Raw genomic sequence first — 22,510 nt, 5'->3', positions numbered from 1 at the left:
CTACCCGGGCGAATGCGCATCTCACAGGACGTCGCCGGTTTCCCGGGAGGTGACGCGCCGGCGTGCCGGAAGCCGTCACCGGAGCCCGGCGACCCGCCCTGGGAGAGCCGTCCAGGGTGGATCGTCCGTGGGCGAGGACGCCGCCGGGCCCCGGCCCGGCGGCGGTGGCTACAGCGCCTTGGCCGCCAGGCGGATCTCGTCCAGGAGCACCGCCAGGTCCTGCTCGGTGGTGTCCGGGTGCAGGATGCAGGTCCGCAGCGCGTCGCGCCCGCCCAGCCGGGTGCCGGTGAGGAACGCGTTGCCGCGCGCCTGGACGGCGACCGGGATGGCGCGGTTGAGCTCGTCCAGCCCTTCGGCCCGCGGCGTGTGGCGGAACGCGGTGATCGAGGTGGTGACCGGGGCGAGCAGCTCGAAGTCCGGGGCCGCCTCGACCATCGCGCCGAGCGTGCGGGCCAGCCCGGTCGTGTGCTCCACCAGGCGCTTGACGCCCGACCTGCCCAGGTACGACAGGGTCGCCCACGTCTTCAGCGCCCGGAACGGCCGGGTCTGCTCGGGCCCGTACTCGGCGAACCAGCCCAGGTCGCCGGCGTTCTCGTCCACCAGGTACGACGGCACCAGGCTGAACGCCGCCCGCGCGGCGCCCGGGTCGCGCAGCAGCGCGCAGCCGCAGCCCACCGGCACGCCCAGCCACTTGTGCGGGTCGAGGGCCAGCGAGTCGGCCCGCTCCAGCCCCGCGTAGTGCGCCGCCGCGCCGTCGGCCAGGATGCCGAGCGCGCCGTACGCGCCGTCCACGTGGAACCAGAGCCCGTACGCGGCCGCCACGTCCGCGATCTCGTCCAGCGGGTCCACCGCGCCGGAGTTCACCGTGCCCGCGCTGCCCGCCACGCAGAACGGCCGCAGCCCCGCGTCCAGGTCCTCGGCGATCATCGCGCGCAGCGCGCGCACGTCCATCCGGTAGGCGGCGTCCACGGGCACGAGCCGGACGTTGCGCGCGCCGAGGCCGAGGAGCTGGGCCGCCTTGTGCAGGCAGCTGTGGCCCTCCTCGGTGACGTACATGACCAGGGGAGGCCGCCCCCACAGCCCTTCCTCGCGGGCGTCCCAGCCGTCGGCGAGCGCCGCCTGCTGGCGGGCGGTGGCCAGGCAGATCACGGTGGCCATGGAGGCGCCGCTGGTCAGCAGCCCGCCGCCGGGCGGGTGCGGGAAGCCGACCAGCCCGGCCAGCCAGCGCACCACCGTGCGCTCCAGGTGCGGGCCCGCGTGGTCGCCGCCCGCGCAGCTCGGGTTCAGCGCCGCGGCCAGCGGCTCGACGAGGACGCCCGCCGGGTTGGGCGGCGAGTTCACCCAGCCGAAGAAGCGCGGGTGCCCGTTGCCCATCGGGTACGGCAGCACGTGCTCGCGCGCGTCCTCCAGCAGCTCGTCCAGCGCGCGGCCCGTCTCGGGCAGGTCCTGGCCGGTGAGCCAGGCCAGCTCGCCGTCCGGCACCGGCCGCCACACCGGCCGCTCCGCGACGCCCTCCAGGTGGTCGGCCATGATCCGGGCCGCCTTGGCGCCGGCCTGACGCAGGTCATGCATCGGGGGATTCCCTCCGTGGTTCGTGGTGCCCGACTCCACTCACCTCCATGGCGAGGTAGAAGACGCAGTCGGTGGTGCCGTCGTTGGCGTAGGCGTGGCGGCAGTCGCCGGGGTAGTAGGCCGAGTCGCCGGCCGCCAGCTCGTACGGCCTGCCGTTGATCGTCAGCCGCAGGCTGCCGTGCTCGACGGCGAGGTACTCGCGCGAGCCCGGAGCGTGCGGCGCGAACTCGCCGGCGTCCACGCCGGGGCCGATGGTCGTGCGCATGAACTCGAACTCCACCTCGCCCAGCACGGGCGACAGCACCCGCCGCTCCCACCCGGACGGGTCGCGCAGCACCCGCTGCTCGGTGTGGCGCAGCACCCGCATCGCGCTGTGCGCGGGCTCGTCGAGCAGCCGCGCGATCGACGTGCCCAGCGCCGTGGCCAGCCGGTCGAGCACCAGCACGGTCGGCGTCTTCGTGCCCCGCTCGACCTCGGAGACCATGCTCCTGCTGATGCCGCTCAGCTCGGCCAGCCGCTCGATGGACAACCCGCGCGACTGCCGCTCGCCGCGGATGCGCTGCCCCAGCTCGGCCATGGACAGGCCGCTGGACAGGACGCCTTCGCCTTCCATTCCTCCACTATAGCGGTGCTTTATCCGCTTTAGTGGATTCCTGGTACGCCGCCAGCACCTGCTTGCGGCGCTTGGCCGGCAGGCGGTCGATGTAGAGGTAGCCGTCGAGGTGGTCGCACTCGTGCTGCAGGCAGCGGGCCAGCAGGCCGGTGCCCTCGACCGTGACGGGCTCGCCGGCGGCGTCGAAGCCGCGCACGGTGGCGCGGTCGGAACGGGGGAGCGGCGCGTACTGGCCGGGCACCGACAGGCAGCCCTCGTCGCCGGCGTCCAGGTGCCGCTCGCCGAGGCCGGGCACCTCCAGCCGCGGGTTCACCACGACGCCCTTGTGGCGCACGCCGTCGTCGTCGGGGCAGTCGTAGACGAACACGCGCAGCGGCACGCCGATCTGGTTGGCGGCCAGGCCCACGCCCTCGGCCGCGTACATGCTGGCGAACATGTCGTCCACGAGTGCCGCCAGCTCGCCGTCGAACCGGGTGACCGGCTCGCACGGGTGATGCAGCACCGGGTCTCCCACGGTCACGATCGGCCGGACCTCTCCCACTGACCATGCCCCCTTCCTCGAAACGGTTCGCGACAAAGTGTATGCACGTACCGCTATGTCTCGAAATATAAGACATTTTCTCTTGAATGGTGAGACTGGCGCTAGGGTGGCGGCATCGTCGTCGAAACGAAGGGGTTTTCCGATGGCCGCCGTCTACACGCATGGTCACCACGAGTCCGTGCTGCGCTCGCACCGCTGGCGCACCGCCGAGAACTCGGCCGCGTACCTGCTGCCCCACCTCAAGCCGCACATGAAGGTGCTGGACGTCGGCAGCGGCCCCGGCACGATCACCGCCGACCTGGCCGCCCGGGTGCCCGACGGCCACGTGACGGCCTCCGAGGTCACCGCGGACGCGCTGGAGCTGGCGCGGGCCGAGGTGGCGGCCAGAGGGGTGGCGAACGTCGGCTTCGCCGTGGCGGACGTGCACGCGCTCGACTACCCGGACGACACGTTCTGCGTGGTGCACGCCCACCAGGTGCTCCAGCACGTGGGCGACCCGGTGCGGGCGCTGCGGGAGATGGGGCGGGTCACCAGGCCCGGCGGTTTCGTGGCGGCGCGCGACAGCGACTACTCCGCGTTCACCTGGTGGCCGCGGGTGCCGGCGCTGGACGAGTGGATGGCGCTCTACCAGCGGCTGGCCCGCGGCAACGGGGGCGAGCCGGACGCGGGGCGGCGGCTGCTGTCCTGGGCCCGCGCCGCGGGCTTCGAGGACGTCACCGCCACCTCCTCCACCTGGTGCTTCGCCGACCCGGACGACCGGGCCTGGTGGGGCGGCATGTGGGCCGACCGCATCCTGAGCTCGGCCATGGCCCAGCAGGCCCTGGCCACCGGCGCCGCCACGGAGGCGGACCTGCGGCGCATCTCGGACGGGTGGCTGGAATGGGCGGCGGCCGGGGACGGCTGGCTGTCCGTCCTGCACGGCGAGATCCTCTGCCGCGTCCCCGACACCGCCTGACCTCCCCACGGCCTCGCGAGCACGCTCAGGGGCACCGCGGGAACGCGGTCAGAGGTGCAGCGCGGTCAGAGGTGCTTGCGGGGCGGGGTGGCGAGGTACTGCGGGAGGGCGGTCAGCGGCGTTTCGGGGGTGCGGTCAGAGGCGTTTCGGGGGTGCGGTCAGAGGCCGAGGGTGCGGACGCGCTGCCACTGCGGGTCGCGGTAGAGGACCATGTCGGTGCCCACCATCTCGTCGGGCGCCGACAGCATGGTGATCTCGCCCGCCGCCTGCAATTGCAGCAGCAGGTCGCGCACCCGCGGCCCGACCGGCAGCCGCCCCGCGGGCAGCCCCAGCCCGTTGCGCACCGTGTCGGCGACCTCCGACAGGTGGAACGGCCCGTCGAACCCCGCCACGACCCCGCGCACCACCGTCATCGTGATCAGATGCTCGGCCTCGGCGTGCGCGAGCTGCCAGGTGACCTGTTCCCCGCGCCGGCCGGTGCCCGCGCAGGAGGTGCAGGGGCGTCGCAGGCCGGGCGCCGGCTCCTCCTCGGCCGAGCCGAGGCAGGCCGAGCACAGCCCGTTCTCGGCGGCGTGCAGCTCGGCCGCCATCCGGCCGCCGAGGATCACGCCGCAGCCACAGGCGTACGCGTCACCCAGGATGCCGGTCTGAGGGGAGATCGCATGCTCACTCACCAAGCCGACTCTACCCGTACGTCGCCGCGCCCGTACGCCGGCTCAACCTCGCAGGTCCGCCAGCCCGCGCAACCGGCGCAACGCCTTGCGGGCCGCCGCCACCACCCGCTCGTCCGGATGATGCTCGATGAACACCCGCAGCACCTGCCCCGTCCACGGATGATCCCCGAACGCCAGGATCGCGATCGTCCCCGCCTGCTCCTCCGCCTTCATCCCCATCGCGATCGACTCGATCACCTCGCCGGTCTCGCCGCCGAACTCCAGCAGCGCCGCCGCCATGTCCACCAGCACCCAGGCGATCTCCTCCGGTGAAGGCTGCCGCTCCTCCCGCCCGAGCCTGGCCGCGATCACCGCCCCGAGCTTGGGCTCCTCCAGCAGCCGGGCCAGGGACTGCCGCCCCTCCTCGCCGAACGCCGTCGACAGCAGCTCCACGCCGACCGCCCGGCTCAGCGGGCTCACGCCGGCCAGCACCGATGCGATCTCGTCCACCGCCGCCTGCTCGTCGCGGCCCTTCAGCCACCCGGCCAGTTCCTCGCCGCGCTCGCTCTCCGGGTAGGAGCGCAGCCCGTGCAGCAGCGTCGCCGCGTCGGCGTCGGCCAGCGACCCCATGACCGGGATGTCCTGCCCGGTGGTCTCGGCGATGATCTGCCGCGCTACCCACAGCCCCAGCCAGCTCAGCGTGTACGGCTCCGCCTGCCGCACCAGCCCGAGCCCCGTCAGCGTCCCGGACGTCTCGCCCCTGAGCGGCTCCCTGGACAGGAACAGCCGGACCAGCTCCAGCAGCAGCCCCTCGTCCTCGGCCAGCCGCTGCCTGCAGTGCTCGGCCCACAGGGCCAGCACCTCCGCGTCGTCGCCTTCCGGCTTCAGCTCTTCGGCCAGGGGAGCGGCGCGTACGGCGGCCGCCAGCGTGGCCTTGCCGGGCAGCCGGATCGGGGGCTGGAGGGGCAGCGTGTCGTCGTAGGAGCTCACCCGCCCATCCTGTCGCGAGATTTCCGCTACAGTGCCCGCTGACGCCGAAAATCAGCAGAAAGGAGGCGCAGCGAGATGTTCGGCCTGTTCCCGGGCGCTCAGCGCGCCCGCCTCTGCTTCCCGGAGAATCCATGCGTTTCCGCCCTGCCGTCGAGGACGATCTAGACCGCCTGCTCGGCTGCGTCGTCGACGACCTGCTCGCCGAGATCACCCGCTGCCACGCCGGGCGCGGGGTGCAGCGGATCGTGGCCGACACGGACGCGGGCAACGGGCCGATGGCGCGGGTGTTCGAACGGGCCGGGTACCGAAATTTCGCGACAAGGCTGGTCCTGTCGGCGAATCCCGTGAACACGTGATGCGCGGCGGCCCCCGTACCCGCCATTGTTGATCACATGACATGGGACATCGAGAAGCTCGACCTGGACGCCTACCTGGGGCGGATCGGGTACGACGGGCCGCGCGCCCCGACGGCGGGCACCCTGCGCGCCGTCCACCTGGCGCACGTGCGCGCCATCCCCTTCGAGAACCTGGACGTGCTGCTCGGCCGGGGCATCTCGCTCGACCTGGGCAGCCTGCAGGACAAGATGGTGACGGGCGGGCGCGGCGGCTACTGCCACGAGCACAACCTGCTGTTCGCCGCCGCCCTGGAACGCCTCGGCTTCACCGTGACCCGCCACCTGGCCAGGATCCGCCTGGGCCGTTACCACCTGCCCCGCTCCCACGCCATGCTCACCGTCGTGGCGGAGGGGCGCACGTGGCTGGCGGACGTCGGGTTCGGCGGTGAGGGGCTGGTGGAGCCGATGCCGTTCGAGGAGGGGGCGTCGCTGGAGTCGGGGCCGTGGCGGTGGCGGCTGGTGCGGGAGGAGGACTTCTGGGTGCTGCACGCGGGGGAGACGGAGCTGTACGCGTTCCGGCCCGGTGAGCCGCAGTTCCCGAGCGACTTCGAGGTGGCGAACTTCTACGTGTCCGCCTCCCCGCAGTCACCGTTCACCCGGCACGTGCTCGCCCAGCGGACGACCGCCGGCGCGCGGGTGCGGCTGGAGGGGCAGAGCTTCGCGACGGCGGGGGAGCTGGCGGAGTGGCTGCGGGCCGAGCTCGGCATCGAGATCACGGAATCCGACGCGCGAGCCCTGCTCCCCATGCTCCCGCACTGACCACCTCCGGCCCGGAGCGGTGCTGCAACGGCGCCGCGGCCCGTGGTGGCGCCGTCCCTGGGAGGGTGCGTCCGCGCGGGCGGTGTCAGGGGATGGGCGGCTCGTGGATGAGCGCCTGGCGGGTCAGCTCCACCCGGCTGTTGACGCCCAGCTTGGCGAAGGCGTGGCGGAGGTGGGTGTCGATGGTGTGCGGGGACAGGAACAGGGCGGCGGCGGCCTCCCTGTTCGTCATGCCCTGCGCGACGAGCCGCACCACCCGCAACTCGGCCGCCGTCAACGCCGCCCACCCCCCGCCCGAACCCCTGCCCGAACCCCCGCCCGAACCCCTGCCCGAACCCCCGCCCGAAGACGCGGCGTCCGGAGGTGTGGTGCTTGAAGGCGCGGCGTCCGCGGGCGTGGCGGCCTGGATGGCGCCGCACGTCCGGTACACCTCCAGGGCCTCGTCCCGCCGCCCCGCCTCCTCCAGCGCCGCCGCCAGCCCGAGCGGTCGCGGACCGGCCCGATACAGCTCGATCGCTTCCTCCAGCCGCCCTTCGGCATGCGCGGCCCCCGCCGCCAGGGACCCGTGGCCCGGGTTGCGCCGCGCGAGGTCCCGCACACACTCCACCACGCCGGGCACCGCCGCCCGCAACCGCGCCGCCATCCACGGCTCCTGCACCACCAGGTACGGCAGCACCGCGGCCGACGGGATGTGACCGCGCCGCCACCGCAGCTCCTCGGCCACCAGACCCGGACCGTCCCCCGCCAGATCCCGTCCCCGGTCCAGGTGCTCGCGCGCCACCTCCGATTCGCCCCGCAGCAGCGCCACGTGCCCGAGCACGCCCAGCAACGCGGGTGCCAGCGCCATCGCCGAGAGCTGCTCCGCCACCCGCAGCCCCGTCTCGGCCTCGGCGTACGCGTCGTCGAGCCGCCCCCAGGCCAGCAACAGCTCGGCCCTGAACCGGTGCAGCAACGGCAGCGCCCACGCCGTCCCGAGCCTGCCGCACTCCCGCTCGACCGCCGCATAGACCTCCTGCGCCTCCTCGAACCTGTCCAGCGCCGTCAGCGCGGCCCCCAGCCACAACCGCGGATGCCGGTGCCCCGTCTCCCCGCCCGCCGCGTCCGCCAGCCTCACCGAACGCTCGGCGTACCGCAGCGCGCGGCCCAGGTCGCCGCGGAGGATCGCCACCGTGGACCGCGCCTGCAACCCTACGACCTGAGCGAACGCCTCCCCACCGGGAACCGCCTCCCTCTCCGCGATCGCCTCGCCGCCTGTGGCTGCCTCGCCGGCCGAGACCGTCGCGCCGCCTGTGACCGTCCCGCCGCCCGTGACCGCCTCTCCGTTCGCGATGGCCTCGCGTGCCGCGTCGTCGGCCGCGTCGATCCGGCCCGTCATCATCAACGCGTGCGCCCGGACGGCGAGCAGCCGCGCCCGCTCCCGCACCGGCACGCCGGGCAGCTCCAGCACCCGGCCGGTACGGGCGATGACGGCCCGGTCGTCACCGGCGTGCTTGAGCGCCTCCGCCAGCCCGAACGCGATCCCGGCCGCCTCGGCCGCACCACGCGGAGCGCCGTGCGCGTCCGCGATCTCCCGCGCCTCACCCAGCCGCCCCGCCGAGGCCAGCAACCGCACCACCCCGGCCGCCAGCCCTTCGGCTCGCAGCCCAGCGGCTCCGGCCGCAAGCTCACCGGCGACGGCCGGCGGCTCGTCCGCGACGAACGTGGGGTCGGGGCCTCCGCGGTGCCCGCCCGACAGGCGGTGCCGGCCCGGCAGGTGGTCCTGGCCGGGAAGGCGGTGCTGGCCGGGAAGGCGGTGCTGGCCCGTCAGGTGGTGCCCGCCCGACAGTTCGAGCGCCCGCAGCATCAGGTCGGCGGCGGCCGAGGGGGCCACGGCGGTCATCTCCTCGGCGGCGGCCCGGAGCTCGCGGACGGCCGCCACGTCCCCGACGCGGGCCCCATGGCGCAGGTGTTCGGCCAGCTCCGCCGGCGGGCGGCCCTCGCGCCGGAGGACGGCCGCCGCCTCCCGGTGCAGCGCCGTCCTGATCGCGGGCGCCAGCCCGCCGTACACCGCCTCCCTGATGAGGTCGTGCCGGAACGCCAGCCGGTCGCCCTCGCCGACCAGCGCACCCGCCCGTACGGCCGCCTCGACGTGCCCGACCAGCGCCCCGGGCGCGGCCCCGAGCAGCCCGGCGGCCTCGTGCACGGTGAACGGCCGCCGCAGCACCGCCCCGGCCTCCAGCACCCGGCGCGCCTCACCGGACAGATCGCGCAACCGCCGCTCGACGGCCGCAACGAACCCCGCCGGCAGGTCCAGTCTCCCGCCCCACGCGCTCACGGACGCCACGCCGCCGTCGCTCACCGCGATCCGGCCCTCCTCGCGCAGCCCGGTCAGCACCTCCTCCAGCAGGAACGGGTTCCCGCCGGCGGCCCGCGCCAGCTCCAGCACCGACGCCCCGGGCGCGGCCCCCAGCAGCCGCGCGCACAGCTCGGCCGCCTCCTCCGGGCCGAGCGGCGGCAGCGGGACGCGGCGCGCGCCCTCCGCGATCAGCCGGTCCACCGCCTCCTGCTCCGGGAGCGGCCGCCGCGCCAGCAGCCACACCACCGGCGACCCCGCCAGCTCCGGCACGAGCTGCCGCAACGCCAGGCACGTCAGCTCGTCCGCCCACTGCACGTCGTCGAGGACGATCGCCAGCGGCCGCACGCGGCTGAACCGCTCGATCGCCTCACCGGCCCGCTCGATCGCCAGGAACGCCCCGTGCCCGGGCGAGTCCCCCGACCCGCCCACCGGTCTGCCGCCCAGCACCCCCACCGCCCGCGACAGCGTGGACAGCGGAGCCACCCGATCCAGCTCCGTGGCCCGCCCCAGCGCCACCGCCAGCCCCCCGGACCGCCCCACCGCGGCCGCCTCCTCCAGCAGCCGGCTCTTGCCGATCCCCGCCGGCCCTTCGACCACCACGCATCCGGCCGCCCCGCCCAGCAGCACCTCCGAGACGGCCGCCAGCGCATCCTCACGGCCCACCAACGTCACGGACGACATCCCCGCCCCGGCAGGTTCTCCTCCCGCACCCCCACCAGGAACTCCTCCACCCGCTCCCGATCCGGCCGCTCGGGCAGCACACCCGGTTCGGCCGCCAGCTCGGCGGACAGCGCGGCCCGCCAGGCGATCAGCGAGTCCCAGGGCACCTCGCCGCGCCGCACCGCCAGCAGCCGCTCCCGGTGCTCCTGCATCCCGACGAGCGGCTCGCCGTGCCGCACCAGGTGCAGCCCGCTGAGCAGCAGCCGGATCATGTGCATGGCCTGCTTCCAGTTGGGTCGCTCCGGGTCGAGCCGCCGGAGCTGCGCCTCGGCGTACCCGGCGAACGAGCGATGCGCCCGTTCGGACAGGAACGCCTCCCGCAGGTCCCGCAGCCGCTGCCCGGTGGGCGTGATCACCTCCACGAGAGGGGACCACAGGCACTCCAGCACGGTCGGGTTCGCGTCCAGGGCCAGCACGCAGAAGCGCTCCACCTCCCACGAGAACTGCTCGGGCAGCGGCCCGTCCCGGTGCGTGGCCGGTTTGTCCAGCCGCCAGAACGCCGAGGTAGGCGCCACGAACACGCCGCGCCGGTCGGTGTCGGAGGCGTCGGTGTCCAGCCCGTACGCCCTCGACCCCACCACCACGGAAAGGATCACGTCATCGCTCACGTGGATATCTTGCGCCATGGGGCCGCAGGCTGTTCTGATCGACGGGTGAGCGGTTTTGACGAGGTCTACCGGCGCAGTATCGAGCAGCCCGAGCAGTTCTGGGGCGAGGCGGCCCGCGGGATCGACTGGGACGTGGCGCCCGCGACCGTGTACGGCGAGGGCCGCTGGTTCCCCGACGGCCGGCTCAACACCTGCCACAACGCCGTGGACCGGCACGTCGAGCGGGGCCGCGGCGAGCAGCCCGCGCTGATCCACGACAGCCCGGTCACCGGCGCCACCCGCGTGTACACCTACGCCGAGCTGCTGGACGAGGTGGCCAGGACGGCCGGCATGCTGCGCGGCCTCGGCGTGACGGCGGGCGACACCGTGGTGATCTACATGCCGATGGTGCCCGAGGCGGTGGTCGCGATGCTGGCCTGCGCCCGGCTCGGGGCAGTGCACTCGGTGGTGTTCGGCGGGTTCGCGGCCAGGGAGCTGGCGGTGCGGATCGACCACGCCAGGCCCAAGGTGGTGCTGTCGGCGTCGTGCGGGATCGAGCCGGCGCGCGTGGTGGCGTACAAGCCGCTGCTGGACGACGCGCTGGAGCAGGCGGAGCACCGCCCGGAGCGGTGCGTGATCCTGCAGCGGCCCCAGTGCGTGGCGGAGCTGCTCGAGGGGCGGGACCTCGACTGGGCGCGGGCCGTGGCGGACGCGGACAGGGCCCCGTGCGTGAGCGTGGCCGCGACCGACCCGCTCTACATCCTCTACACCTCCGGCACGACCGGCTCGCCCAAGGGCGTCGTGCGCGACAACGGCGGCCACGCGGTGGCGCTGCACTGGAGCATGTCCCACGTGTACGGCGCCGCCCCCGGCGAGGTCTACTGGGCCGCCTCCGACGTGGGCTGGGTGGTCGGCCACTCCTACATCGTGTACGCGCCGCTGCTGGCGGGCTGCACCACGGTCCTGTACGAGGGCAAGCCCGTCGGCACCCCGGACCCGGGCGCGTTCTGGCGGGTGGTGGCCACGCACGGGGTGCGGACGCTGTTCACCGCGCCGACCGCGATCCGCGCCATCAAGAAAGAGGACCCCTCCGGCAATTTCGCGAAAAAGTGGGACCTGTCGGGGCTGCGGTACCTCTTCCTCGCCGGCGAACGGCTCGACCCCGACACCTACCACTGGGCCTCGGACCTGCTCGGCATCCCCGTCATCGACCACTGGTGGCAGACCGAGACCGGCTGGCCGATCGCCGCCAACTGCGTCGGCATCGAGCCGCTGCCCATCAAGCCCGGCTCCCCGACCAGGCCCGTGCCGGGCTGGGACGTGCACGTGCTCGACGGCGACGGCGACGACTGCCCGCCCGGCGTCGAGGGCGCGGTCACCGTGAAGCTGCCGCTCCCGCCCGGCGCGCTGCCCACCCTCTTTCGCGACGAGGCCCGCTTCAGCCGCTCCTACCTGGAGCGCTACCCCGGTCACTACCTGACGGGCGACGGCGGCCACCTGGACGCGGACGGCTACCTCTACGTCATGGGCCGCATCGACGACGTGATCAACGTGGCCGGCCACCGCCTGTCCACCGGCGCCATGGAGGAGGTCATCGCCGCCCACCCCGACGTGGCCGAGTGCGCGGTGATCGGCGTGGCCGACGAGCTGAAGGGCCAGCTCCCGATGGGGTTCGTGGTGCTGAAGGCCGGCGCCGGGCGCGACCCGCAGGAGATCGAGCGGGAGCTGGCCGCGCTGGTGCGCGAGCGCATCGGCCCCGTCGCCGCCTTCCGCCGCGCCGTCGTGGTGAGCAGGCTGCCGAAGACCCGCTCGGGCAAGATCCTGCGCGCCACGATGCGGAACATCGCCGACGGGGACCCGTACGACATCCCGTCCACCATCGAGGACCCGGCCGCGCTGCCGGAGATCGCACAGGCCCTGAAAGGAACGTGACGCGCGGGTGACGTCTCGGTCGTCCTGGCGAACAAGCCTGCGCGGATCGCGGCGTACAGCGCATGATGGGACATCCCAGTCCCCGGGAGAAGGCCATGATCGACACCCCGAGCTACGCCGACGCCCTGAGGATTCTCGGATGCAAGGACGGCAGGCTCGTCAAGGTGATCGGGTTCGCCGCGGAGGCGGAGCGCACCGGCTGGGCGCTGGCCGGCGGCACCCGCCTCACCTCGAGCCTGCGCGACATGCGCGACGGCATCATCGCCTACGGCGAGGACGTCGTGCGCCGCATGCCGGAGCTGAAGGGCGGCGTGGACCGCTTCACCCGCACCCAGCGGCTGGCGGCGGCGCACGCCGCGATCGTCGTGGCGGCCTGGTTCGAGGCGCTCGGCGAGGCGAAGCTGCCGTTCACGCTGGACCAGCTCGACCGCGGCGAGCGGATCTCCCACGGCGTGCCGACGGCCGAGCGGTACGCCAGGCTGGTGGCGGGGCTGCTGCTGGAGCGGCTGCCCACGCCCGAGCCGCACGTGCCCTACGGCGAGACCCGCGCCGCCGTGGAACGTGCCTACGTGCGCATGTCCGAGGCCATGACCGGCTACGTCGGCGGCCTGTCCGTCTGGGACGAGCTGGCCGTGGAGGACCAGCTCCTGCTGCCCCGCCTGCTGTCGGAGGGGCCGACCGCGCACGCGCTGCGCATCTACGACGAGGACTACCGGTCGCTGGCGCTCGACAGCCACGAGTTCGGGGTGCGCAGCCTGGTCACCGAGCGGCCGCAGCCGGCCACGGCGCTGTCGCGGGTGGCGTGGCTGCTGGCCGAGCTGGCCCCGCCCCGGGTCGGCGACCGCCCGATGATCCACCGGGTCAGGATGGCCGCGAACGCCCTCGACCAGCCGCTCCTGCTGGCCGGCAAGCTGCCGGAGGACGTCTACCTGCCGCTGCTCGGCGAGGGTTACCTCACCCCGCGCTGCCGGGTGGCGGAGCTGACCCGCGAGTCCTCGCCCGCGGAGCGGAGCTGGTGGAACAGGCAGCGGCTGCTGCCCGACCCTGAGGCGTTCCTCGTGGGGCACCTCACCTCGCTGCGGGCCACGCGGGCGCCGCTGCTGGTGCTGGGCGAGCCCGGCTCGGGCAAGACCAAGCTGACCGAGGTGCTGGCCGCCCGGCTGGCCAGGTCGGAGTTCCTGCCGTTCAGGGTGGAGCTGCGCGCCGTGCGGGCCCGCGCGGACGTGACCGGGCAGGTCGAGCAGGCCGTCGGCGAGGTGCTGGGCGAGGAGGTGCCCTACGCCGACCTGGTGGCGGCGGGCGGCGGCGCGATGCCGGTGATCCTGCTGGACGGCTTCGACGAGCTGGTGCAGGGCGGGCTCAGCCGCTACGACTACCTGGAGCGCGTGCGCGAGTTCCAGGCCAGGCAAGCCGGGCTCGGGCGGCCGGTCGCGGTGATCGTGACCAGCCGCACGGTGGTGGCCGACCGCGTCCGCTTCCCGGACGGGCTGCTGGCGCTGCAGCTCCTGCCGTTCGACGACGACCAGGTACGCCAGTGGCTCGACATCTGGGACCAGGCCAACCGCGCCCTGCTGGCCAGGCGCGACCTGAAGCCGCTGCCCGCCGAGGCGGCGCTGGTCCACGGCGAGATGGCCAGGCAGCCGCTGCTCCTGTTGCTGCTCGCGCTCTACGACGCCGGCGGCAACGCGCTGCAGCACGACCACGGCCCCCTCAGCAGGGCCCGCCTGTACGAGGTGCTGCTGCGCGACTACACCGAACGCGAGACCGGCGGCGCCCGCCGGGTGGCCATCGACCAGGAGCTGGTCCTGCTCGGCGCGGTGGCGCTGTCCATGCTGGCCCGCGGCAGCCAGGTCATCACCGACGAGCAGCTCGACCGCGACCTGCCCGCCCTGTGCCACGGCGGCGAGGACGACCCGGACGACGAGGAGGAGCGCGTCGACTGGGCCCGCAAGGCCACCGAGCGCTTCTTCTTCGTGCGCAGGAAGGGCCACGCGTTCCTGCACTCGACGTTCGGCGAGTTCCTGGTGGCCTGGCTGACCCTGTACGCGCTGCGCGACCTCGACCGGCGCCGCCGCCTGGCCGGCGACGAGCCGCTGGCCGTGGTGCAGGCCGTGGACGACGACCTGCTGTACGCGGTGACGTCCCACTCGTGCCTGGCCGAGCGGGGCCCGACGGTCGGTTTCGTCCTGGAGCTGCTGGAGGAGGTCCCGTCGGCGGTGCGGGCGCGCTGCGCCGAGCTGCTGGCAGGGCTGCTGCGGCGGGCCCTGTACGAGCGGCCGCGCCGCCACTTCACCGGCTTCCGCCCGGTGCGGCACACGATGACCCGCCGCCTGGCCGCCTACTCGGCCAACCTCACCCTGCTCATCGTCACGGCCTCCGAGGAGCCCGTCGCGGTCTCGTCGATCCTGCCCGGGCCCGACCACCTGGAGCGCTGGTCGGCCCTCACCCACCTGTGGAAGGGGCAGCTCGGCGCGGAGGGCTGGACCGGGCTCGTCACCGCCCTGTCCGCGCACCGGGTGGTCGTGGACGGCGTGGAGGACGTCGTGCTCGGCGGCACGGAGCCCAGCGGGATGGGCGACGTGGTCGTCGCGGTCGCCACCGGGCACGCGCCCCGCCACCGCAGGCTGCTCGACCTGCTGCTGCGGGCGCTGGGGGAGGGGGAGGCGCTGCCGTTCCGCGACCGCGTGGGCATCCTGGAGGAGCTGCTGCGCACGGTGGCGGTGCGTTCGCCCGCCATGCACCGGGCGCTGGGCGCGATGTGGCACGAGGAGGGCGCCGACCGGGCCGCGCTGCGGTCGCTGCTGCGCACGATGCTCGCCGACCCGGCCGGCCGGATGGCGACGTGGGAGCTGCTCGTCAAGTCCGGCGTCCCGGAGTCGGCCCTGTGGGAGATCCATCAGGACGTCCTGCATCCGGGCGGGTCGGGCCCCGGAGCCTGATCCGCCGGGACGTCCCGCATCCGGGCAGGTCAGGACGCGGACCCGTCGGCGGGCAGCTCCACCGTGATCGTCAGCCCGCCCTCGTCGCGCGGCCTGGCCAGCACCGTGCCGCCGTGCGCCTCCGCGATCACCCGGACGATCGACAGCCCGAGCCCGCTGCCCCGATCCGACCGCAGCCGGTCCCCGTGCAGCCGCCGGAACGGCTCGAAGATCGTCTCGATCTCGTACGGCGGCACCTGCAACCCGGTGTTGGCCACGACCAGCTCCACCCGGTCGGCCCGCCCGCGCGTCGTCACCCACACCTCGCCCTTCGGGTGGTTGTGCCGGACGGCGTTCTCCACCAGGTTCTGCACGAGCCGCTCCACCAGCACCGCCTCGCCCGCCGTGGGCGCGGAGTCCAGCAGCCGGTGGATGGTCACCTCCCGATCGGCCGCCTCGCCCGCCGCCTGGTCGAGCACGTGCTCGGCCACGTCCGTCAGGTCGAACGGCCGCCGGTCCAGCACCGCCTGCTCGCCCTCGGCCAGCGCGAGCAGGCCGTCGATGAGCCGCTCGTGCCGGGCGTTGACCAGCAGCAGCGACTCGCCGAGCCGCTTGACGTCGTCGGTCGCGTCGGGCCGCCGCACGGCCACGTCCACCAGCGTGCGGTTGATCGTCAGCGGGGTGCGCAGCTCGTGGGCGGCGTTGGCGACGAACCTGCGCTGGCCGTCGAACGAGCGGGCCAGCCGGGTGTGCATCGTGTCGAAGGTGTCGGCCAGCTCCTTGATCTCGTCGCGCGGCCCCTCGAACCCGATCCGCTGCTTCAGGTCCTGACTCAGCAGGACACGCTGCGCCGTGTCGTTGACCGACCTGAGCGGGCGCACCACCCATCCGGCCGACCGCCAGCCCAGCCCGAAGGCGAGCCCGGCCCCGCCCAGCACGCCGGCGGCGCCCCAGACGCGGACGTTGTCCAGCGTGTCGGCCTGGTAGACGGCGCGCACCTGGTCGGCCCGCTTCCTGGCGACCTCGTACTGCTGGGAGAAGCGCTCGAACCAGCCGGGGCCGTATTGCGCCGGCACGTCCACCTGGATGTGCGCCGGCGTGAGCAGGCCGTTGCGGTACTCGAGGCTCTGCCGCACCACGAATGAGACCACGGCCAGAACGGCCACGCCGAGCACCAGGAACACGCCGGCGCAGGCCAGGGCGAAACGCATGCGCACGCTCATGGGATGCGGTACCCCGAGCCGGGCACGGTCTCGATGACCTGGGGTTCGCCGAGCTTCTTGCGCAGCTTCATCATCGTCGTGCGCACCGTGTTCGTGAACGGGTCGATGTGCTCGTCCCACACCTTCTCCAGCAGCGTCTCCGCCGACACCACCGCGCCCTGGGCCCGCAGCAGCTCGGCCAGCACGCCGAACTCCTTGCGGGCCAGCGGCACGTACCGGCCGTCGCGGAACACCTGCCGGTGGGCCCGGTCCAGCCGCACCCCCGCCCGCTCCAGCATCGGCGGATCCGCCTTGCGCGCCCGCCGCCCCAGCGCGTGCACGCGCGCCACCAGCTCCTCGAACGCGAACGGCTTGGGCAGGTAGTCGTCGGCCCCCAGCGACAGCCCCGCCACCCTGGCCCGCACGTCGGACGCCGCCGTCAGCATGAGCACCCGCACCAGCCAGCCGTGCTCCACCACGGCCCTGCACACCTCGTCGCCGTGCGTGCCCGGCAGGTCCCGGTCGAGGACCAGCACGTCGTAGTCGTGCACCCCGAGCCGCTCCAGCGCCGACTCCCCGTCGTAGGCGACGTCCACGGCCAGCGCCTCTCCGCGCAGACCCTCGGCGATCGAGTCGGCGAGCATGCGCTCGTCCTCGGCGATCAGAACACGCACCGCGCCCCCCAAGATCTTCAAATGCCGTTCAGTGTGGTGGGACCGGCATAACGCCGGCATAACCACCTCATCCGGCAGGCTAGCGGTGTTCGCGTCAGAGCCAGCCGCGCTCCTCCGCCACCCGTACGGCCTCCGCGCGGTTGCGCGCCCCCGTCTTGCCGATGGCCGACGACAGGTAGTTGCGCACCGTGCCCTCCGTCAGGAACAGCCGCCTGGCGATCGCCGCCACGGTCGGCTCGCCGGCGGCCACGCGCAGCACCTCGGCCTCCCGCTGGGTGAGCGGGCTCGGGCCGGTGGTCAGCGCCGTCACGGCCAGCTTGGGATCGATGACCTGCTCGCCGGCCATCACCCGGCGCACGGCCGCGGCCAGCTCGGCGGCCGGGGCGTCCTTGACCACGAACCCGGCCACGCCCGCCTCCAGCGCCCTGCTGAGGTAGCCGGGCCGGCCGAACGTGGTCACGATGATCACCTTGCGGTCGCGCAGCCGCTCGGCGACCTCCAGGCCCGACAGGCCGGGCATCTCGATGTCGAGCAGGATCACGTCGGGGTCGTGCGCGCGCGTCGCCGCGGGCACCTCGTCGCCGCGGCCGACCTCCGCCACCACCTCGATGTCGTCCTCCAGGCCGAGCAGCGCGGCCAGCCCGCCCCTGACGAGGTCCTGGTCGTCGGCGATGAGCACCCTGATCACGAGGTCTCCACCGGGACCTGCGCGTACAGGCGGTACCCGCCCCCGGGCAGCGTGCCGACCTCCAGGCGCCCGCCCGCGGCGCCGATCCGCTCGGCCAGCCCGGTCAGCCCGTTGCCCCTTCCACCGGCCTGCCCGCTCAGCTCCTTGCTCCTTCCACCGGCCTGCCCGGCCTGCCCGGCCTGCCCGGCCTGCCCGGCCTGCCCGGCCTGCCCGTCGCCCCTTTCCCCGGTGTCACCGGCGGGGCGGCCGTCGTCGCGGACCTCCACCGCCGCCGAGGTGCCGTTCACCCGCAGGCGGATGTGGCAGCGGCGGGCGCGGCTGTGGCGCAGCACGTTCGTGGCGGCCTCTCGTACGGCCCAGGCGAGCTCGGCCTCGGCGGCGGCGGGGATGGGCCCGTCGGCGGGGGAGACCGCCACCTCGATCCCCGCCACCCCCAGGTTGCGGGTGGCGGTCTCCAGCTCCTGCGACAACGACGGCGCGCGATACCCGGCGATGGCGTGCCGCACCTCGTCCAGCGCCCGCCGCGCGGCCTGCTCCACCTCGGTCATCTCGCGGGCCGCCCGCCCGGGGTCGGCCGGGGCCAGGCGGGCGGCGAGCTGGCTCCTGATCGTGATCGAGGTGAGCGTGTGCCCCAGGGTGTCGTGCAGGTCCCTGGCGAAGCGCAGCCGCTCGTTCTCCACGGCGAGCTGCGCCACCTCGACGCGCGCGGTGTTCAGGCGGGCCACGAGCAGGCCCATGTGCTTCATCGCCCACACGGCCATGGCCTGCGCCGCGATGACCAGCGGCACCCACCACACCTGCGCCGGCGGCGCGCCGGACGCCAGCAGCGCCAGCACCTCCACCGCCGCCGTCACGGCCGCCGCCGCGGCGAAGACCGGGGTGCGCAGCGACGCGGCGAGCGCGCTGATCGCGAACACGAACGACACGTACGCCCACGGCGCCCCGAGCAGCGGCAGCAGCGCCAGCCCCGACCCCGTCAGCCCCGCCAGCGCCCACGGCCGCGGCGTGCCCGCCCGCGGGCCCAGCATCCGCCACATGATCACCAGCCAGCAGGCCGCGAACACCGCCACCAGCCCCAGCGCCGCCACCACCGCGAGCGGCCCCGGCCCTGTGGCCAGGAACGACCAGAGTGGCCAGCCGGCCAGCAGCAACCAGGCGCCGGAGCCCACCCGGGCCGCCGTCCGGCCCCTGCCGGCATCGAACTCCGCCACCGTCATAGTGCCCGACGGTAACGCCACAGGGCCAGCGCGGCGAACAGCAGCGTCCACGCCGCCAGCACGGCCAGCGACGAGCCCGCCGGCGCCAGGCCGTCCAGCGCCCGCCAGCCCAGCGACCCGGCCGCGTAGGCCGGGCTGAGCTCGGCCACCGCGCGCATCCCCGCCGGCATGGCCTCCACCGGCAGCCACAGCCCGCCCAGGACCGCCAGCAGGAAGAAGACGATCGTCATGGCGAGGGTCGCGGCCTGCCCCTTGATCGAGTAGCCGAAGGCCGTGCCGAGCGCCGCGAACGGCAGCACGCCCACCCAGATCAGCACGACCAGCAGCGGCCAGGTGCCGAGCGGCAGCCGCACGCCCGACAGCAGCGCCCCGCCGGCCAGCACCACGAGGATGCTCGGCAGCACCGCGACCGCGCCGCTGACCAGCTTGGCCGTCACGTAGCCGTGCGCGGGCAGCGGCGTGATCGCGAGCTGCGCCAGCCACCCCTTCGAGCGCTCCAGCGCGATGGCGCCCCCGATGAACAGCGCGCTGCCCATCGCGCCGTACGTCGCCATCGACACCATCGTGTACGCCGCGAAGTCGCCGATCCCCCGCGGCGCCACGTTGAGCACCCGCGTGAACACCAGGTAGAGCCCGAGCGGGAAGAACGTCGTCATGATCAGCCCCACCGGGTTGCGGAAGCCGCGCATCAGCTCCAGCCTCAGGTACGCCCCCATCAGGCCCGCCCTCCCGTCAGGCTCACGAACGCGCTCTCCAGGTCCGTGCTCTCCACCCGCACGTCCCTGACGTCGTCGAACATCGCGAACAGCCCGCGCAGCGTCGCGTCCGAGTCCTTCGTGCGCAGCGACACGGACCGGCCCTCCACGCTCACCTGCAGCACCCCCGGCAGGATCTCCAGATCGGACAGGTCCGCGTCGTGGAGGGTGCAGCGCACCTCGTTGCCGCCGACCAGCGACTTCACCGTGGCCACGGAGCCGTCGGCGACGACCCTGCCGCCGGCCAGCAGGACGACCCGGTCGGCGTAGTCGTCGGCCTCCGCCAGGTAGTGGGTGGCGAAGACGGCGGTACGGCCCTGCCCGGTCATGGCCCGCACCTCCTGCCACAGGGCGCGGCGCCCCTCCACGTCCAGGCCGACCGTCGGCTCGTCCAGCACCAGCAGGTCCGGATCGCCCACCACGCACAGCGCGAACCGCACCCGCTGCCGCTGCCCGCCCGACAGCCGCCCGACGTGCTGCCCGGCGAGGTCCTCGACGCCCGCCGCCCGCATCGCCCGCCCGGCCGGCATCGGCTTCGGGTACATCCCGGCGACCGCCCCCACGAGCTCGCCCACCCGTACGTCCTCCAGCAGCCCGGACTCCTGCAGCAGCACCCCGACCCGCCCCGCCCGCAACGCCTCCAGCGGCGCCCGGCCGAGCACGCTGACGGTGCCCGAGCCGGGGGCGCGCAGGCCGAGCGCGATGGACAACAACGTGCTCTTGCCCGCCCCGTTCGGGCCGAGCACCGCCACCGTCTCGCCCTCGCCGACCTCCAGATCGACGCCGGCCAGCGCGGTGACCGGGCCGTAGTCCTTCGTCACGGCCCTCATCTCCAGTGCGCTTCCAGTCATGCGACCAGCGTGCGGGAACGCGTCGTGGCGGGTGTAGTGCCGTACGTCAGCCGGGCCGGCATGACGAACGTCATGGGTACGGCGGCAGGGGTACCCCGGATACCGCGCCGGCGGTATCGCCCGCCGCGCGAAGCGTGCACTACCGTGCCACCATGCGGACGATTGCCCTGGTGTGCGGCATGGGCGTGACCGTCTTCTCCTCCACCGCCATGGCGTTCGGCAACCAGCCCGACGCCCGGCCGCTCGACGCTCCCGGCTGCGCGCTGCTGGCCGTCACGGTGCTCGGGCTCGCCTGGCAGCGGCGGCGGCCGGAGGCGGCGCTGGCGGTGTGCGCGGGCGCGGCGGCGGTCGTCCTCACCCTCGGGTACGCGCTCGCGCTGTGGCCGCTGCCCGCGCTGGCCGCCCTGTTCGCCACCGTCGCCGACGGGCGCAGGGCGGCCGGGTGGGCGGGCGCGGCGTTCCTCGTCGCGGTGCCCGGGGCGGTGGCGGTCGTGCGCGGCGAGGCCGACGTCGTGCTCGCCGTGGTGGTGTGGACGCTGGTCCTGCTGGCGGTGGCGCAGGCGGCGGAGGTGTCGCGGGCGCGGCGGGCGTACACGGCCGAGGTGGAGCGGCGGGCCGCCGACGCTGAGCGGACGCGCGAGGAGGAGGCGCTGCGGCGGGCCCAGGAGGAGCGGCTGCGGGTGGCCAGGGAGCTGCACGACGTCACCTCGCACACGGTCTCCGTGATCGCCCTGCACGCCGCCGTCGCCGCCGAGGCCGTCGAACGCGCCGGCGGGCCGCCGGAGGCCGCGGCGGCGCTCCAGGTCATCCGCACCTCCAGCCGGCAGGCCCTGTCGGAGATGAAGGCCGTCCTCGGCGTCCTGCGCGACGGCGGGGAGACCGCCCGGGGCAGGACGCCCAGCCCCGGCGAGGGCGCCCACGTCCCGCAGCCCGGCTCCGCGCAGCTTCCCCGCCTCCTCCGGAACGCGGGGCTGCCGGTGACGCTCGACGTCGAGGGCGAGCGCCGTCCCCTGCCTCCCGCCGCCGACCTGACCGTCTACCGTGTCGTGCAGGAGGCGCTGACCAACACCATGCGCCACGCCGGCGCCACCTCGGCGCGCGTGACGCTGACGTACGAGGCGGGAGCGGTGACCGTACGCGTGGACGACGACGGGCGGGGGGACGACGGGCTGGAGGACGACGGGCGGCGGGACGACGGGGGGCGGGGCGGGCAGGTGCCGCGCGGGCACGGGCTCACCGGCATGGCCGAGCGCGTCGCCGCCGTGGGCGGCCGGCTCACCACGGGGAACGCCCCGCAGGGCGGCTTCCGCGTCACCGCCCGGCTGCCCGCGTGATCACGATCCTGCTCGCCGACGACCAGCCCCTCGTCCGGGCCGGCCTGCGGGCCCTCCTGGACACCGAGGACGACCTCACCGTGATCGGCGAGGCCGCGGACGGCGCCCAAGCGGTACGGCTGGCGCGCGAGCTGCGGCCCGACGTCGTGCTGATGGACATCCGCATGCCGGAGCTCGACGGCCTCCAGGCCACCCGCGCGCTGGCGGGGACCGGCGTGCGGGTCGTCGTGGTCACCACGTTCGACCTGGACGAGTACGTGTACGAGGCGCTGCGCTCCGGCGCCGGCGGCTTCCTGGTCAAGGACGCGGAGCCGGCCGAGATCCGGCACGCCGTCCGCGTGGCCGCCCGGGGGGACGCGCTGCTGTCGCCGGGGGTCACCCGGCGGCTCATCGAGGAGTTCACCGCCCGTCCCGCCGTCCTGGACGACGACCGGCTGAGGCCGTTGACCTCGCGCGAGCGCGAGGTGCTGGCCAGGGTCGCCAGGGGGCAGACGAACGCGCGGATCGCGGAGGAGCTCTTCATGAGCCCGCTCACGGTCAAGACGCACGTCAACCGGATGATGGCCAAGCTGTCGGCGCACGACCGCGCCCAGCTCGTCGTCATCGCCTACGAAACCGGCCTCGTCCGCCCGGGCGACCCCACCTGACCCCGTCCCGGCGCCGGCCTCTCGGACGTCGGGGCCGGGCGGGCGCGGTGAGCCTGGCGTGGTCGTCTCGGGTCCGGGTGACGGGGCGTGCGTCCGGGGCGGGACCGTACCGCGAGCGGGGTAGCCGAAGGCCCGCGCCGGGACGACGACCGCGTGCCTCCCGCCTTCCTAG

General features: G+C 74.5%; 20 protein-coding genes. 7 read left to right on the top strand and 13 right to left on the bottom strand.

The features are described 5' to 3' along the window. Positions 1-168: 168 nt before the first annotated feature. Genes ACBJ32_RS07640 through def form a run of 3 tightly spaced genes read right to left on the bottom strand, consistent with a single transcriptional unit; the run spans position 169 to position 2,726 of the window. Positions 169-1,572, bottom strand: coding sequence for a pyridoxal phosphate-dependent decarboxylase family protein (locus ACBJ32_RS07640; RefSeq protein ID WP_375126105.1), 1,404 nt, complete (start codon positions 1,570-1,572; stop codon positions 169-171). Further along, the gene (locus ACBJ32_RS07635; RefSeq protein ID WP_375126104.1) at positions 1,565-2,185 is read right to left on the bottom strand and encodes a helix-turn-helix domain-containing protein; all 621 of its coding nucleotides are present in this window, start codon (positions 2,183-2,185) and stop codon (positions 1,565-1,567) included. Before ACBJ32_RS07635 ends, ACBJ32_RS07640 begins: the two co-directional genes overlap by 8 nt. A gap of 7 nt (positions 2,186-2,192) precedes the next feature. Further along, the gene (def, locus tag ACBJ32_RS07630; RefSeq protein ID WP_375126103.1) at positions 2,193-2,726 is read right to left on the bottom strand and encodes a peptide deformylase; all 534 of its coding nucleotides are present in this window, start codon (positions 2,724-2,726) and stop codon (positions 2,193-2,195) included. Between the two features lie 142 nt (positions 2,727-2,868). Here def and ACBJ32_RS07625 point away from each other — a divergent pair, with 142 nt between their 5' ends. Next, positions 2,869-3,681 carry a methyltransferase domain-containing protein gene (locus ACBJ32_RS07625; protein WP_375126102.1) on the top strand — a complete coding sequence of 271 codons (813 nt, stop codon included), beginning with the start codon at positions 2,869-2,871 and terminating at the stop codon, positions 3,679-3,681. Between the two features lie 158 nt (positions 3,682-3,839). Here ACBJ32_RS07625 and ACBJ32_RS07620 read toward each other — a convergent pair whose 3' ends face one another. Next, positions 3,840-4,355 (bottom strand): hypothetical protein, encoded by a 516-nt coding sequence (locus ACBJ32_RS07620; RefSeq protein WP_375126101.1) that lies wholly within the window; start codon positions 4,353-4,355, stop codon positions 3,840-3,842. 42 nt (positions 4,356-4,397) lie between these two features. Then, positions 4,398-5,324 carry a hypothetical protein gene (locus tag ACBJ32_RS07615; RefSeq protein ID WP_375126100.1) on the bottom strand — a complete coding sequence of 309 codons (927 nt, stop codon included), beginning with the start codon at positions 5,322-5,324 and terminating at the stop codon, positions 4,398-4,400. A 131-nt stretch (positions 5,325-5,455) separates the two neighbouring features. Here ACBJ32_RS07615 and ACBJ32_RS07610 point away from each other — a divergent pair, with 131 nt between their 5' ends. Both ACBJ32_RS07610 and ACBJ32_RS07605 read left to right on the top strand, forming a co-directional pair. After that, positions 5,456-5,680, top strand: a complete 225-nt coding sequence (locus ACBJ32_RS07610) for a hypothetical protein (RefSeq protein WP_375126099.1) — start codon at positions 5,456-5,458, stop codon at positions 5,678-5,680. A 36-nt stretch (positions 5,681-5,716) separates the two neighbouring features. Beyond that, a complete protein-coding gene (locus ACBJ32_RS07605) occupies positions 5,717-6,478 on the top strand; it encodes an arylamine N-acetyltransferase (protein ID WP_375126098.1) in 762 nt (253 codons plus the stop codon). A gap of 85 nt (positions 6,479-6,563) precedes the next feature. On the opposite strand, the gene ACBJ32_RS07600 is transcribed toward ACBJ32_RS07605, so the two are convergent. Both ACBJ32_RS07600 and ACBJ32_RS07595 read right to left on the bottom strand, forming a co-directional pair. Further along, positions 6,564-9,485, bottom strand: a complete 2,922-nt coding sequence (locus tag ACBJ32_RS07600) for an AAA family ATPase (protein ID WP_375126097.1) — start codon at positions 9,483-9,485, stop codon at positions 6,564-6,566. Then, the gene (locus ACBJ32_RS07595) at positions 9,482-10,141 is read right to left on the bottom strand and encodes a DNA polymerase beta superfamily protein (protein WP_375126096.1); all 660 of its coding nucleotides are present in this window, start codon (positions 10,139-10,141) and stop codon (positions 9,482-9,484) included. Before ACBJ32_RS07595 ends, ACBJ32_RS07600 begins: the two co-directional genes overlap by 4 nt. A 45-nt stretch (positions 10,142-10,186) precedes the next feature. On the opposite strand from ACBJ32_RS07595, the gene ACBJ32_RS07590 reads away from it, so the two are divergent. Beyond that, entirely contained in the window at positions 10,187-12,052 is a 1,866-nt protein-coding gene (locus tag ACBJ32_RS07590; protein ID WP_375126095.1) for a propionyl-CoA synthetase, read from the top strand. A gap of 95 nt (positions 12,053-12,147) precedes the next feature. After that, complete coding sequence (locus ACBJ32_RS07585; protein WP_375126094.1) at positions 12,148-14,991, top strand: NACHT domain-containing protein; 2,844 nt, start codon at positions 12,148-12,150, stop codon at positions 14,989-14,991. A gap of 29 nt (positions 14,992-15,020) precedes the next feature. Here ACBJ32_RS07585 and ACBJ32_RS07580 read toward each other — a convergent pair whose 3' ends face one another. The 6 genes from ACBJ32_RS07580 to ACBJ32_RS07555 all read right to left on the bottom strand — a co-directional run bounded on the left by ACBJ32_RS07580 (position 15,021) and on the right by ACBJ32_RS07555 (position 20,357). Then, on the bottom strand, positions 15,021-16,181 hold the full coding sequence (locus ACBJ32_RS07580; protein ID WP_375126937.1) for a sensor histidine kinase: 1,161 nt from the start codon (positions 16,179-16,181) through the stop codon (positions 15,021-15,023). A gap of 8 nt (positions 16,182-16,189) precedes the next feature. Further along, complete coding sequence (locus ACBJ32_RS07575) at positions 16,190-16,846, bottom strand: response regulator transcription factor (RefSeq protein ID WP_357884118.1); 657 nt, start codon at positions 16,844-16,846, stop codon at positions 16,190-16,192. 94 nt (positions 16,847-16,940) lie between these two features. Then, positions 16,941-17,534, bottom strand: a complete 594-nt coding sequence (locus ACBJ32_RS07570; RefSeq protein WP_375126093.1) for a response regulator — start codon at positions 17,532-17,534, stop codon at positions 16,941-16,943. Then, positions 17,531-18,751 (bottom strand): sensor histidine kinase, encoded by a 1,221-nt coding sequence (locus ACBJ32_RS07565; RefSeq protein ID WP_375126092.1) that lies wholly within the window; start codon positions 18,749-18,751, stop codon positions 17,531-17,533. The genes ACBJ32_RS07570 and ACBJ32_RS07565 overlap by 4 nt, the downstream gene beginning before the upstream one ends. Beyond that, the gene (locus tag ACBJ32_RS07560) at positions 18,748-19,467 is read right to left on the bottom strand and encodes an ABC transporter permease (RefSeq protein ID WP_375126091.1); all 720 of its coding nucleotides are present in this window, start codon (positions 19,465-19,467) and stop codon (positions 18,748-18,750) included. Before ACBJ32_RS07560 ends, ACBJ32_RS07565 begins: the two co-directional genes overlap by 4 nt. After that, the gene (locus tag ACBJ32_RS07555; RefSeq protein ID WP_375126090.1) at positions 19,467-20,357 is read right to left on the bottom strand and encodes an ABC transporter ATP-binding protein; all 891 of its coding nucleotides are present in this window, start codon (positions 20,355-20,357) and stop codon (positions 19,467-19,469) included. The genes ACBJ32_RS07560 and ACBJ32_RS07555 overlap by 1 nt, the downstream gene beginning before the upstream one ends. Positions 20,358-20,509: 152 nt before the next feature. Between ACBJ32_RS07555 and ACBJ32_RS07550 the strand changes: the two genes are divergently transcribed. Both ACBJ32_RS07550 and ACBJ32_RS07545 read left to right on the top strand, forming a co-directional pair. Further along, positions 20,510-21,691 carry a sensor histidine kinase gene (locus ACBJ32_RS07550; protein ID WP_375126089.1) on the top strand — a complete coding sequence of 394 codons (1,182 nt, stop codon included), beginning with the start codon at positions 20,510-20,512 and terminating at the stop codon, positions 21,689-21,691. Next, entirely contained in the window at positions 21,688-22,338 is a 651-nt protein-coding gene (locus ACBJ32_RS07545) for a response regulator (protein WP_375126088.1), read from the top strand. The genes ACBJ32_RS07550 and ACBJ32_RS07545 overlap by 4 nt, the downstream gene beginning before the upstream one ends. Positions 22,339-22,510 lie beyond the last annotated feature (172 nt).

Origin of the sequence: Nonomuraea sp. GTA35, assembly GCF_041950525.1 — a bacterium.
In the GTDB taxonomy this organism is placed as follows: Bacteria; Actinomycetota; Actinomycetes; order Streptosporangiales; family Streptosporangiaceae; genus Nonomuraea.
The sequence above is the reverse complement of the archived record's forward strand: the minus strand, read 5'-3'. Positions and strand labels throughout refer to the sequence as shown.